The 13,436-nt window shown below is 48.6% G+C and carries 9 protein-coding genes; 6 read left to right on the top strand and 3 right to left on the bottom strand.

Annotated elements, in window-relative coordinates:
* Window positions 1-244: 244 nt before the first annotated feature.
* A complete protein-coding gene (locus HOJ95_13625; protein ID MBT6395737.1) occupies window positions 245-1,003 on the bottom strand; it encodes a methyltransferase in 759 nt (252 codons plus the stop codon).
* An 87-nt stretch (window positions 1,004-1,090) separates the two neighbouring features.
* On the bottom strand, window positions 1,091-2,167 hold the full coding sequence (locus tag HOJ95_13620) for a glycosyltransferase family 2 protein (GenBank protein MBT6395736.1): 1,077 nt from the start codon (window positions 2,165-2,167) through the stop codon (window positions 1,091-1,093).
* 1,123 nt (window positions 2,168-3,290) lie between these two features.
* Here HOJ95_13620 and HOJ95_13615 point away from each other — a divergent pair.
* The 6 genes from HOJ95_13615 (at window position 3,291) to HOJ95_13590 (ending at window position 9,977) form a co-directional block, all read left to right on the top strand.
* Window positions 3,291-3,935 (top strand): class I SAM-dependent methyltransferase, encoded by a 645-nt coding sequence (locus HOJ95_13615; protein MBT6395735.1) that lies wholly within the window; start codon window positions 3,291-3,293, stop codon window positions 3,933-3,935.
* A gap of 26 nt (window positions 3,936-3,961) precedes the next feature.
* Window positions 3,962-4,444, top strand: a complete 483-nt coding sequence (locus tag HOJ95_13610) for a hypothetical protein (GenBank protein ID MBT6395734.1) — start codon at window positions 3,962-3,964, stop codon at window positions 4,442-4,444.
* Window positions 4,441-4,941 (top strand): hypothetical protein, encoded by a 501-nt coding sequence (locus HOJ95_13605; GenBank protein ID MBT6395733.1) that lies wholly within the window; start codon window positions 4,441-4,443, stop codon window positions 4,939-4,941. The genes HOJ95_13610 and HOJ95_13605 overlap by 4 nt, the downstream gene beginning before the upstream one ends.
* 53 nt (window positions 4,942-4,994) lie before the next feature.
* On the top strand, window positions 4,995-6,791 hold the full coding sequence (locus tag HOJ95_13600; GenBank protein ID MBT6395732.1) for a carbamoyltransferase: 1,797 nt from the start codon (window positions 4,995-4,997) through the stop codon (window positions 6,789-6,791).
* A gap of 142 nt (window positions 6,792-6,933) precedes the next feature.
* Window positions 6,934-8,799, top strand: coding sequence for a glycosyltransferase (locus HOJ95_13595; protein ID MBT6395731.1), 1,866 nt, complete (start codon window positions 6,934-6,936; stop codon window positions 8,797-8,799).
* Window positions 8,800-8,828: 29 nt separating this feature from the next.
* On the top strand, window positions 8,829-9,977 hold the full coding sequence (locus tag HOJ95_13590; protein MBT6395730.1) for an NAD(P)/FAD-dependent oxidoreductase: 1,149 nt from the start codon (window positions 8,829-8,831) through the stop codon (window positions 9,975-9,977).
* 101 nt (window positions 9,978-10,078) lie between these two features.
* Here HOJ95_13590 and HOJ95_13585 read toward each other — a convergent pair whose 3' ends face one another.
* Entirely contained in the window at window positions 10,079-11,812 is a 1,734-nt protein-coding gene (locus HOJ95_13585; protein ID MBT6395729.1) for a hypothetical protein, read from the bottom strand.
* Between the last annotated feature and the right edge of the window lie 1,624 nt (window positions 11,813-13,436).

Raw genomic sequence — 13,436 nt, 5'->3', positions numbered from 1 at the left:
GGCTCCCAGCCAACACCCGTGCTTGGCGCTTCCTGTGGTCCATTTCATCCCCCGGGCGGGTCCTTGAAGGATGGGCATTACGAAGGATTTGGGAATCAAGTGGAGGGGAAGGCGTAAAAACTTCCCGAAAAAAGTGGAGACGTTAAATCGTTGCGGGTTGAGAATCATTTTTCTGACTGCGCCTTTAGCATAAAGAGGTAGGTGAGCTGACTCGGGCAGTGGTCAATTTGCGGCTCATTCGCGGTTATCCGCTCCATTCCACTATCCCCGTTCCCGAAAAATGCCCGAAGCTGGTGATGTCCAGTTTCGGGTGCTGGATGCCCCGCCATATATCGAGCATTTCCCACTGGCGAATATCATCGAAGATTAACAGCGTGCCTGGTGTCATATCAATTGCTGAAAAATTGTCGATGAGATTCTTTTCGAACACGCCGTCTTTGGAGGCGTCGATGAAAATGATTTCGGCGCCGCGCAATAAGTCCGCATGCTTTCGGGTTATTTTTGGCTCCCCGAAATCGCATAGGATTTGCTCGAACCTTCCATCCCAAAAATCACTTTCTTTGATTAAAGTTTCCGGAATCTGGTCCCAGGGAAGAATATCCACAGTGGTCAATTTCCCGCCGTCCGGAATGCCCTGGAGCATTGCCAGCGAGCCGGTGCCCTTAAATGTTCCGATTTCGACCACGGACCTGGGTTTCACTTCCTCGATGAGAGCGGCAAGAACCCGGTAGTGTTCGCCGGGCCACACATGAACGATAGGCGGCGCTCCCCGGTCCGCAAGAAGGGACAGCTCTATATTTCTTGCCCGAGTTATAATGGATTCGGCCAGATCCAATAATCTTTCGTTTGGCCCGTGAGGAGAATCATCTTGTGAAAGGACGGCGCTAAGCATGGCATGTCTGACTCCAAGTGCCTCGAGCCTCCACTGCAAGGCGCGCATATCCAACCTTGTCTTCTGGAATATCGGCTGTAATATTGATCTTATCAAACGGGTTATTCTCATCTTTTTGCCCTTCCATGTTGTTTGAGTGGTGTGCCCCTAGCCGCCCTTGCAACATTTATAGAATTCAGGGGAAATGGATGAGCTGGTTCATGGCATTTGGGTTGAGTCTTTATGTGTTTTCTCATTCTGGGTGATTTGAAATCCCGGTGGTCTCCAAACTTCGGTTTGTTGAATTTTTTGGAACTTACGATTAATTCGCTTCCAAAGTAGATAAATGAGACGCCACGGGAGCGCAGCTAAGATAGGCCACCAGGGTTTCCCATGGCGAAAAATTTCCTTGATGTACATAGCTCCGATTTTAACATTTCCCTGAAGAATCCTGAGAATGGCCACTAAAAAATAATCCGCTCCAACTCTGCCAATTCCAATCATCATGCATGCCCAATTATTTCCAAATAGAGGCGATGATTTGAAAATAATTCGTGGAATACTAATCCAGTCAATTAATGGAGCCATATTTTCTTCCGAGCGATGAGAAATTTCACTTCCCTTTAAATCTTCCGTGTAAAGCCTTTCTTCTCCATGCATTCGTCCGAAAAATAAAAGTTGGTTTGTCGCCACGAAGTCCCCGACTTGACATAATTGCAACCCAAGGAAAGTATCTGCTGCATACCGAAAGCGAGAGGTATATTTTCCGATTTCGAGCAGAGATTTTTTCCTTATAAAAAAAGACGAGTTTCCGCCGATCCCTTTGAATCCAAGCAGTTGTCTCTGAATTAAGGTCGCGCCCTTGTAAATTTTTTTGGGAAAGCACGTTTCGGAAACGTTTGAAATAGGAATTCCGGCAGAGTTGACGTCAACGCATGCGGATTGAATCATGGATGCTGTTGGAAACGTTTCCGCTAAATTGATGCAAACCTCAAGACAATCGGGATGAAGCCAATCGTCAGCGCATAGAAATTTAACGAAAGGTGCCTGTGCATGGTCGATAGTCCGGTTGAAATTCTCGAACATTCCTAGCCGGGTTTCGTTTTTGAAGTAGCGAATTCGAGGGTCTTTGTCGGAATATTCTCTGCAGATGGTTTCGGTGTCGTCGACCGATTGATCGTCGCAAATGATTAGTTCCCAATCCGTGAAGGTCTGAGCCAGGACGCTTTCGATCGCCTCAGGAAGGTAGTGCCCGTAGTTATAGGCCGGGATGCATACAGAAACCTGGGGAGGCATAAATTCGCTCGCTGTTTTTCAGGCGGAAAACTCTGGAAATTCTTCTATTATATAGTCATATTCCACTTCAAATTGACATCCCAAGCCTACTTCCTTTTTAAACTATAGCAGTTTTTGTGAATCTTCTAAGACCATAGGTCCAATGTGATATCTAGTAAAAGCCATTTTACTCACAGTACAGCCTAAGTCGGTTTAATCTCAACTATAACGAACCATTAGCAGTTGTGGGATTGGACGGTACTACAGGGTTGGAACGGGGGACTGCTTCTCAGCTATATCCTCCTCCGCTCCAGAGTTTTGTTGGACACCGAATAGCGGGTAGATTCCCGCTCAAAGGAGGTGTCCACATGAACGAGCATGAGGAGAGGGTCAGCGCAGGCTCCGGGAGCCCGGAGGGCGAACGGAGCCTGCGCTGAGGGGCGGGGCTGAGGGGCGGGGCCGCTTCTCGGTGAGGCGCAAGACGGGGGCGGTATTTCCCGGAAAAGAGCCAAACCTGAACACTTCGGCCGAGGCATACCGAATGCTCGGTATGCTGCAGAATCTTTATGTTTAAGAGTTTTTGGCCGTTTCTTTCCCCTAAGTATTTCAGTGAATTTAGTGTATATTCCAAATCATTCCCGAGCAGGAGACGTTGAGCCATTAGGCTGGACAGCATGGAGAAGGCGGGTTTCTGGCGGATATTTGTCTTCTCCCGACGCTCAATTTTCTTGGAATCGGGTCTTGCCGGGAGGTTGGAATTAGGGAGCTTCCCTGGCGAAATGGAATCGAACAGTTGCTTGGCATAGGAATGATCGCATGGTGGACATAAAACGGAAGACTACGGAAGACTGCTACCTTTGTGGCGGCAAGGATTTTGAGCCCGTGATAACGGATGTGGATAATCGTTTCGGATACCCTGGCGTCTATCATATCGTTTCATGTAAATCCTGCGGTTTTTCCTTCCTGTCCGACCCCCCCCCAGCTGGATAAATTATCAGCTTGGTACAGGGAAGGGTATGGGGCAAAGGAATCTGTCGTTCCCATACTGGGCTCGAGTGACATGATGGGGATACTTTCCTGGCCCAGGAAAAAGAACAATATCATCAGATGGATTAAAAAAAGAAATTTTTATTGGCGCTGGTGTATGAGGGAGCGTTTTGACAAGCACATACCGCCGGAGGGCGAGATCCTCGATTTCGGGTGTGGCGAAGGTTACATGATGAATTACCTCAATAAGAATCGAAGACGTCACATGATGGGGGTGGAGCCTTCCATGGCGGCATCGGCACAGGCGAAATTGCTTGGTTTCGATGTGCAGGGAGGGATTGAATCTTTTCCCCCTGAGAATATGAATTTTTTCGATGCCATCGTGCTTTTTCAGGTGCTTGAGCATCTGATGGACCCGAAGAAATTTCTGCGGGAATTCTCCAGACTTCTTGTGCCGGACGGAAAACTCATTATTTGTTGTCCGAACGTTAATTCTCAACTAAGGAATACATTTAAAAATTCATGGATCAACTGGCACATGCCATTTCACTTGTGGCACTTCAGCCCGGAAACTCTGGTGAGTTTTATGGAATCCGAAGGATGGGCTGTCTCTCATGTCGAAACCGTCACGCCTCCGGTATGGATGTTTCAAACCTTGACTGTCGAGTTTTTAGACTACGGTTTTACGTCGGCCAGGGAAGGGTTTGCCACCATGCGGGAGAAAAGGAACGGACAGGATCCGATGTCCGGAGATTGCATCTACTTGGTTGCAAGCAAGGCGGATAAATCGGTATCTGATTGATGGCAGACCTTGTCAAGGGGGGGCATATGGCTGATTCGCAGCGAGGTATGGAGGAGAACCAAATTAGAGCAAAGATATGCATCGTCTCTTCCATCGGGGGGCATCTCGGCGAAGCCAGGGCTTTGAGGAAGGTTTACGAGCGCTACGATCATTTTTTCGTCTTGAATGCCCCCACGATCCTGCCCAAGGAGTTAGAAGGCAAGACCACTTTCATCTGTCACTCCGAGCGAGATTGGCGGTTTTTCGTGAATCTTTGGGAGGCATGGCGGATACTTCGCGAAAAGAAGCCGGATCTGATTATGAGCCCAGGCGCTGGTCCTGCGGTACCATTCGCACTGGTGGGGAAGCTGTTGCGCATTCCCTTTTTGTTTATTGAAACCTCATCGCATGTAACAGTTCCTTCGCTCACCGGGCGGATAATGTACTATCTGGCCGATCGGTTTTTTTACGAATGGAAGTCCATGGGTAAGTTTTTTCCGAAAGGAATATACGGGGGTCTCAATATATGATCTTCGCAACGGTCGGGACCGCTACCCAGGATTTTGGCCGCTTGATATCGGCGATGGATCTGTTGGTGGGTCATGACCTTGTGAAGGAGCGTTCCGTTTTTATCCAGACAGGGCATACAAATAGTGTAAAGCCTAAGAATTTCGAATTTGAACCGTTTCTTTCGGTAGAAAAATTTGAGAGATTAATGGAAGAGGCTGAGATCATCGTATGTCATGGAGGCAGTACCACAACAATTCATGCCCTCCGATTGGGTAAGACACCCGTTGTCATGCCCAGGAGGAAAAAGTTCGACGAGCACGTTAACGATCACCAGATGGATTTGGTGCAGGCCATGGCCGCTGAGGGGTGGATCGTTCCAGTATACGAGGCTGAGGAGCTTCCAGCCGCTATCGGTGAAGTTTTAGAAAAAAAAGATCAAAAGATAGAGCCACAATCTTCTCAAATGGCGCAGCTTATTGATGCGGCCATCGTGGAGCTGATCGGACTGAGGCGGTAGAACTGGGACCGCGCCGCTTCCTTCGGGAACTGGAGCTTGGGTAAGGAACCAAAATGTATATTTTAGGAATAAATGCTTACCACGGCGATGTTTCATGCGTACTCCTTCGGGACGGGGAGTTGGTGTGCGCCCTTGAGGAGGAGCGTTTCCGGCGCGTGAAGCACTGGGCAGGGTTTCCTTCGGAATCCATTCTGAAGTGTTTGGAATATGGTGGAGTGGGCCCGGAGGACATTGATTACTTCGCCGTGTCGAGGGACCCCTACGCGAACTTATGGCGCAAAGTGCTTTTTACATGCAGGACCCGGCCCAACGTGAAATTGGTTGCAAGCCGCTTGAAAAACATGGGAAGCATCCTCGATATCGAGGAGGTGATGTCGAATACGTTGGGGATAAAAAAAGAGAGGGTCCATGACCGGATTCGCTGGGTCGAGCATCATCCCGCACACATTGCCAGTGCTTTTTTTCTCTCCCCCTTTGACGAGGCTGCCGTTTGTTCCGTTGATGGGTTCGGAGATTTCGTGAGCACCTCTGTGGGGCTGGGGCGCGGAACCAATTTCAAAGTTCTCGGGAAGGTGTATTTCCCGCACTCCCTTGGCCTCCTGTATTTGGCGATCACGCAATACCTGGGGTTCATGAACTACGGTGATGAATATAAGGTGATGGGGTTATCCGCATATGGAGAGCCCGATTTTAGCGATGAAATAGGACAGCTGGTGCATCTCACGCCAGGCGGCGGGTTCAAGCTGGATTTATCCTACTATTGCCACTGGCAGGGAAAGAGCAACATGTCTTGGAGCGATGGGGCGCCGATTCTGGACGAGGTATACACCCCAAAACTCGAAGAACTTCTTGGACCCGCCCGCAAGGCGGATGAACCCTTAACCCCCCGGCACGAGGCAATTGCGGCCTCTCTTCAACATGTTTACGGAGAGACCGTATCCCATGTCCTGAATGCCTTGTATGAAAAATTGCGCCTTCCTCGGCTATGCCTGGCCGGCGGCTGTGCCATGAACAGTGTGTTTAACGGAAAAATCCGAAAAAAAACCCCATTTGAGGATATCTATATCCAGCCGGCCGCAGCTGATAATGGCACCGCATTGGGCGCTGCGTATTATGTGTGGAATCAAGTTCTGAAAAATCCACGTTCTTTCGTCATGAAGCATAGCTACTGGGGGCCAGAATACACCCAAGGTGCTGTGGAAAGAGAACTGAGTTCCTATCAGGCTCAGCTAGAGGAGAGCGGATGCAAGTCAAAAAAACTCCCCGATGATGAGTCTCTGTGCCGGTGGACTGCGGAAAAGATCGCTGAAGGCAAGGTCGTCGGGTGGTTCCAGGGGCGGATGGAATGGGGAGCGAGGGCGCTGGGGAACCGTAGCATATTGGCCGATCCGCGACGGAAGGACATGCGGGATATTATCAACGTCAAAATAAAATTTCGTGAAAGATTTCGCCCGTTCGCTCCCGTTATTCTCGAAGATAGAATCGACGAGTATTTCGAGGGAGCGGTTCCCGATCCGTTTATGCTGCAAGTCTATCAGGTCAGGCCGGATCAGCGTGAGCGAATCCCTGCCGTTACACACGTAGATGGGTCGGGAAGGCTTCAGACCATCAACTCCGAGGTAAATGAAATTTTCTGGCACCTCCTAAACGCGTTTGATGAAATCACGGGTGTACCGGTATTGTTGAACACGTCTTTCAATGAAAACGAACCCATTGTCCAGAAACCCTCTGAGGCCATGGAGTGTTTCATCAGAACCCATATGGATATTCTGGTAATTGGCCAGATGGTGTATGAAAAACCGTATTCGAGGGCTTCCGTTTCGGAAGCCCAGAGTGTTTCCTCAACATAGGTTTGCGGTTCGTCGTTGGGCCATGTATCGGGCTGGCGCCTTATATATCCACGGGATAATCTGATCAGTGTTTATCCCTGGAATGGTGGGCGAAATCCATACAGAGCCGAAACGAAACGAATTGCTCGTTGAATCCCCCAAAATGCGTCCAATTCATGTTGTTCTTTTTAATCGCTCCTTTTATCCCGATACGGCGGCGACTGGGCAGATATTGACGGAGCTCTGCGAGGAACTTGTCGAAAAATATGGTTGCCGGGTTTCGGTGGTGGCGGGTGTTCCTCTTATTTCTTCGGCAGAGGATTTTGTGCCTCCGAAGTGGTGGCAGATATTTCGCCGGGAAGAGTACCGGGGCATCCAGATTCTCCGGGCGTGTGGCACCCGGTTTTCAAAAGACCGTTTCGCCGGGCGGGTTGCAAACTACCTGAGTTACTTCCTTTCCGCATGCTATGCTGGGCTGCGTCTGGAGCGCCCCGATATCATTATCGCCGCCACAGATCCACCCATTATCGGTCTGGCGGCAATCATGTCTTCCCGCCGCTACGGCGTTCCGCTTGTGATGTCGTTCCGCGATATTTTTCCCGAAGTGGCGCGTCTCCTGGAAGATTTTCAAAATGATTTCGTGGAGAAAATCCTTCAGAGCATCACCTCGTTTCTTGCCCGAAATGCCGACCTGAATATCACGCTGGGCCATACCATGCGGGCCAAGATCATCGAAAAAAAAGGAGGCGCTCCGGAGCGGACAGTTATCATTCCCGATTGGATCGATTGTGCCCAGGTTGTTCCCGGGCCCAGGCAGAATCCTTTTTCCCGTGCCAACGACCTCGATGATTCCTTTGTCGTGATGCATTCTGGGAATATCGGCCTCTCCCAGAGTCTCGAGACGCTGGTCGAGACGGCAAATTTGCTGCGGAATTTTGAGGACCTGAAGGTCGTTTTCGTGGGTGAGGGCGCAAAAAAAGCGGCTCTGCAGGCCAGGGTTAAGGAACTGAACCTCGAAAATGTCATTTTTCTGCCCTATCAGCCCAAGGAGCGGCTGACGGAGTCATTCGGCACGGCCGATGTATTTATTATTTCGCTCCAGCAGGGATTGGCCGGGTTTATCGTGCCTAGCAAACTTTACGGAATTTTAGCCGCTGGCCGTCCCTATGTTGCTTCAATAGAGGAAGTTTCGGAAGTTGCTCTGATATCGAAAAAATACAACTGTGGTTTCGTAGCAGAATCTGGAAATCCTAGGGCCATGGCTGATGAAATTTTGCGCCTTTATAACGACAGGGGGCTTTCGAGAAAAATGGGCGAGAATGCCCGCCGGGCGGCGATGGAGTTTGATCGACCGGTCCAGGTGCGTGCCTACTATGATTTAATCCGAACGTTGGTTAGAAACAGGCCGGCACGGCGGTCCTATCTTTTGAAGCGTTTTTTCGATGTTCTTCTTTCGGGAGCTGGGTTGCTAGGTTCATCTCCATTGTGGCTCATGATTTCTTTTTGGATCAAAATGGAGGACGGTGGTTCTGTCTTCTATTCCCAAGATAGAGTTGGAATGGGCGGTCGAATCTTTCGGGCGTGGAAATTCAGATCAATGGTGCCCGATGCGGAAAAAGGCCTCGGGGCGGTTCAGGCTCAGGAGGATGATTCTCGCGTAACAAAAGTGGGGAAGATTTTGCGGGCTACCGCCATGGATGAGCTTCCCCAACTCTGGAATATATTCCGGGGGGACATGGGTTTTGTCGGCCCGAGAGCCATTCGGCCCGGTGAAAAAGAAGTTCATGGAGATGGTATTATGGTTGAGGCTTCAGATATTGAGGGGTATAAAGAGAGACATTCCGTAGTTCCTGGCCTTACGGGCCTCGCCCAGATATACGGAAATCATGATACACCTAGGCGGCATAAATTTCGCTACGATTTGTTATATATAAAAAAACAAAGGTTTTTTCTTGATTTAAAGTTAATTGTTCTTTCTTTTTGGATTACTCTCTTGGGTAAGTGGGAGAGCCGGGATAGGAAACTCTAGAGCTCTTTTGCTTGATGTAGGAAACCGTGATGATCGACGTAATAGTAGTGGGGGCGGGTTGTGTTGGTAGCCATATGGCTCGCCTTTTAGCTGAGAAAGATTTGGACGTACTGGTACTTGAAAAAGATCGAGCGATCGGGGATTCGGTCAATTGTAGCGGCATCATCGGCGTTGAAGCATTTTCAAAATTAAATCTTCCTGTAGGCTCCATCCAAAATCATTTGCAGAAAATAAAGGTGTTTGGCCCTTCAGGCGAATCGATTGTTTATGATCCTAAGGAGCCTTGGGCCCATATAGTTAACCGGGCCAGTTTCGATTGTGAAATGGCCGAAAAAGCTGGAAAAAACGGAGCCACTTACCGTATGGAGTCCTGGGTCGAGGATATTGAAGTTGACGATGATGGTGTTTCTCTCACCACTCAATGTGAAGATGGCTTAAGGACTTTCCGCGCCAAAACTTGTGTTTTGGCCACGGGATATGGAGCGAAGTTTATTCGGAAGGTTGGCCTGGGAAATATCCATAATTGTATCCAGGGAGTCCAGGTTGAGGCGGTAGTGCAGGATGTGGAAGATGTGGAAATATATTTGGGGAATAAAATCGCTCCTGGTTCATTCGCATGGGTGGTTCCAATTGGGAATGAGCGATGCAAGATCGGTCTTTTGGCAAAAGAAAGAGGAGGGGAACTTCTTCGGGAGTTGTTGAAAGGTCCTTATCTTGCTCCCCGCATGCAGGATTGGGATGGAACAGTGAAAGGCAGCCTGATCCCGATGGGAACGCTTTCCAAAACCTTTGCGGAGCGAGTTCTGGTCGTGGGAGAGGCGGCGGGCCAAGTGAAGATCACCACCGCCGGAGGGATTTATTATGGTCTTCTTTGTGCAGAGATAGCTGCTGAAGTGCTTGGACGTTCATTTCAGGAAAATAATTTTTCGGCAGAGACTCTGGCCGCATACGATACGGAATGGCGGAAAATTCTTGAGCCTGAATTGAATGCCGGAATGGTTCTTCGGAAGATATACTCGAAAATGTCTGATGGCCAAGTCGATGCGTTAATTAAGCTGGCCAAATATGATGGCATTGTTCCCCTGGTCAATAAGGTTTTTCATTTCGACTGGCACGCCCCGTTGATCTCGGCTCTTCTAAAAAACCAACTCAAGTCGTGGGTTAAGACGCCTGTTTAAGTTAATTCCTTAAATTCGCCTTAAACTTCAAAAACTCCCTAATCAATTTTTGGGGAGTTTTTATATTCGGATTTCAAAAAATAGGCGAAGAAATTGTCAGTTTATTGGCTTCTCCCCAAACGCCATATACCGACACCGTAAGGCTTTAAGGTTTTTTGTAGCCCATTTCTGTGGTGTTTTATTTTTTTCGATGTGAATATATCGAACGCATGTCCCTCCTGGGTAGTAAGTCCCTGAAGCCTCATAGTCGTTGGTTTATCTCTTGTGTTTAAAGCAATGAGATAATTTTCTGGCGGAAGAGGTGGGCAGCCCTTCTTGGCGGGAGGCGAATTGTTGGCGGTTAGTTTTTTTTCCAGGAAATGAATTGTGGGTTTTCCGCGAGAATCCATTTCAGGTGAAACAAGGGTGGGTTGAGGTATTTTCTCGTTAGCGGCTAGTAAAGGATAAATGCAGTTTAGCTCACCCGCCAATTTTTTCAGATTTGCCCAATGTCCTGCGCTCCTTCGGGCATGCTCGTCCGCGAAATATATAATCCCCCGCGCTCCGTGGATGATGGCGAGGTAAGTCATCGCTCGCTCCTCGGCCAAAGTTGGAAAGCGCCCGGGCTTGTCTTTTGGATAATGCCGCTCCAGCCCCCAACTGAAGGCCTGAATTATTGCCCAGATTTGTTTATTTGGCCCGAGTTGTCTGCGGACATTCTCGATGGAATCACTTACCCAGGTAAGGGGCTGGGTGGGGACGGGATAGGGGTCCACCATGACCACATCGACGGCATCCCCATAGTAGCGGGCCTGGTTGGATCTCAGGAGGGCTAGGCCTGTTGGGTGCGGGGGCGTGAGATTTCTGGTTGACGCGGTTTTCCGCCAGATCGCGCTGGGCGGAACCCCCCGCCCTTCAGCCTCATCTTCAATGTACCAGCCCAGGAGCGCAGGGAACTGGCTGGCTATCCGGGCAAGTAAGTTGAATTCGGCACCATTCATATTCTTGTGAGAGAAAATGGCTTTTAGCCCATTCCTATTGGCTGCTTTGAGCGTTTTTAGGCTGTCTCCGATGAGAACACTGTTGAATCCCGCCGCCTTTAATTCAGCGAAGCCGCTTGGCCGCGCGTCGAACATCCCGATTGGGAAAAACGATGTGCGCTGGTTGGGCGGGTCCACGCGGATAGATTTTGGAATTGTCTTGGATGTTTTGTTGCCATCCAGCACCCGGAACGATTTAATGTCAGAGTGCGCTACTTCCTCCACACCCAGGAAGGATCTGATGTTCCAATACCATTCGCCCTCAGGAAGTTGCCGCAGAAGCCGGACTCCCAATTTTCCAGGGCTCATGAGTTCAATGACGGTCGGATTTAGGAGAGCAGGGGAAGTGGACAATTTAATTTTTAGTCGAAATACCAATTCGCTCGGTGTAAATGACCATGTGAAAGTGGGTCGCCCTTTAGGCACTGTCTTCTTTTCGGCAGGCTGGAGATTTGTGAAAGCCAATTCCCGGAGCTTTACTTGATCGATTGCCAGTCCGTGGGCGAGTTTGTTGGCAGAGAAGGCGAGGAGAGTTTCATTTTCCTCTCTCGCTTGAACAACCCGGCGGACCTTCCGCCATCCCCCCCACGAGAAAAGCTCGTTCAAGAGTATTTTCCGTCCGAAAATATGAACAAAGGGATATTCTCCGTCCTTCCATCCTTCCCGCTTTACCCAGAAAGTTAATAGGTAGTGGCGGCCCGGTTTGATGTTCTTGAGCCGCGTTTTCCATGTAACGCTCCCGCCAGACGCAATGACTAGGGAGCGTTCCCCTTTAAGTCCTTTTTGTATTTCGGTTTTGCCGTGTGAGGGCTTCATTGCGGGTACTTGGTGCCAGCCATCCGGCTTTCCATCTTTGTCGACATCCGTTTCAAAGCCAGGGTTTGGTACCAGGTTAGGAAAAAATGGGGATACGGTTTTGTCATGTGACAGGGACGATGCTGTGTCCGCTAATAAAGTTATGAAGAATAAGAGGGGGAGTCCGATCAATAACAGACCGGGACGCCTCCAGAAGATAAATCTCACGTATTGATTTTGGCTAGAAAGCAGCGGCGATGGGAGCTGAAGTTTTTTTCTGAGATGTTTTTCGTGGCGTAGTGTCATACAAAAATTTATCAGATCTTTCTCTCCTCAGCGAGTTTCCCTAATATCTAACAGTAAGTATTCATCTAGTCTTCTTGCAAGGATATCATGGGTTCCCAGTTCAGTGTTTTTCGCAATTTGTCGTTGTCGTAGTTTCTTCCCCGGACGCCCTAGGACTTAAATGTCATTCTCACCCTTTATCGCCTGGAAACAGTTCTTCCATTACCTGGGATCCAGAAAAATTTAATTCGTCGGCCTAGGTATTTTGAATTATGAATTTTGACGCCGCGAAACCAATAGCTCTTCTCTTTTGAGGATTTGACGATATGATGACTACTTAATCCATTTATTTCAATTAGAAATACTATATTCTGAACAACCTTTCTTGCATCAAGGCGTGGATTAGTTTTGCGAATTCGTCAAGTTCCACTTGGTGTACCTCTTGCCGAATATTCATTGAAGTCGACGATCTGGTTCTGAAGATCAGCGTCTGCTGACTCGATGACCGTACCCCCATGTCGCTCAATGGTAAATTCTAGCATTGGGGGTTCTCATCTGACATTTTCCATTCGCCCATATGTCTTGTCTCCGTTCATTCCTGATTCGGGTGAGCAATCCAATCTATCCCAATATACCGCTAGGATATGTTCAAATTAATCGGGATCGTTGGCAATTCCGGGCGGGATGGAATTTAGTGATTTTATCAAATTATCTATATGATTATTTTCATTTGGTGAGTCCTGTTTTTTTTGATAGGCATATTTCTTTTTCTGTTTTCCAAAGGTCAGAAATATTTTTTCGGATGTTCAAAAGCCCATGTTTTCAGGCGACGAAGTTATTATAATAAATAAAAGAACTTTGAGCACGAACTTCTGAACGGGAATAATTCTCACTTTGTTGATGAATACAATAATACTTTAGGTTCTGGGAAATTAATTAGGATGGGTGATTCGGCCGGATAATGGAGATTGCCAAGGGGAAAAAGCTTTGTCTAAAGTATCATTTCGCTCATGAATTTCTTACTACCGGGCTGTACTCAACTACGGGTGATGGGGGGCTGCAAGAGGTGTTGGGCCCGGAGGAGAAAGGGGTATTGCGCCCCAAAATGGACAAAACCCTTTTTTCAAGATGGATTTGGATGGGAGGGGCGCCCAAGAGGGTATCTTTTTGCGGATTTCATGGAATTCTCGGCGGGAAGCACCGACGACAGAGAAAATTAGGTCGGAATTTGCTAGATTAAGAAGTGTTGCCGCATATATTCCTTAACAGGCCCGGTGCCATAAGACCAAGGATCTTAAACATGACACCCGTTTCCCTCATCAATTCGCCGTCGTCTTTTTTGCTCGACGAGCGGGTTTTC

Source organism: Nitrospinaceae bacterium (assembly GCA_018669005.1).
Classification (GTDB): Bacteria; UBA8248; UBA8248; order UBA8248; family UBA8248; genus UBA8248.
This window is presented reverse-complemented; position numbering and strand designations above follow the sequence as displayed.

Excerpts from the sequence above, each read along its gene's own strand:
- HOJ95_13625 (MBT6395737.1), bottom strand. The coding sequence starts at position 1,003 with ATGAGAATAACCCGTTTGATAAGATCAATATTACAGCCGATATTCCAG.
- HOJ95_13620 (MBT6395736.1), bottom strand. The coding sequence starts at position 2,167 with ATGCCTCCCCAGGTTTCTGTATGCATCCCGGCCTATAACTACGGGCAC.
- HOJ95_13615 (MBT6395735.1), top strand. The coding sequence starts at position 3,291 with ATGAGGGAGCGTTTTGACAAGCACATACCGCCGGAGGGCGAGATCCTC.
- HOJ95_13610 (MBT6395734.1), top strand. The coding sequence starts at position 3,962 with ATGGCTGATTCGCAGCGAGGTATGGAGGAGAACCAAATTAGAGCAAAG.
- HOJ95_13605 (MBT6395733.1), top strand. The coding sequence starts at position 4,441 with ATGATCTTCGCAACGGTCGGGACCGCTACCCAGGATTTTGGCCGCTTG.
- HOJ95_13600 (MBT6395732.1), top strand. The coding sequence starts at position 4,995 with ATGTATATTTTAGGAATAAATGCTTACCACGGCGATGTTTCATGCGTA.
- HOJ95_13595 (MBT6395731.1), top strand. The coding sequence starts at position 6,934 with ATGCGTCCAATTCATGTTGTTCTTTTTAATCGCTCCTTTTATCCCGAT.
- HOJ95_13590 (MBT6395730.1), top strand. The coding sequence starts at position 8,829 with ATGATCGACGTAATAGTAGTGGGGGCGGGTTGTGTTGGTAGCCATATG.
- HOJ95_13585 (MBT6395729.1), bottom strand. The coding sequence starts at position 11,812 with ATGAAGCCCTCACACGGCAAAACCGAAATACAAAAAGGACTTAAAGGG.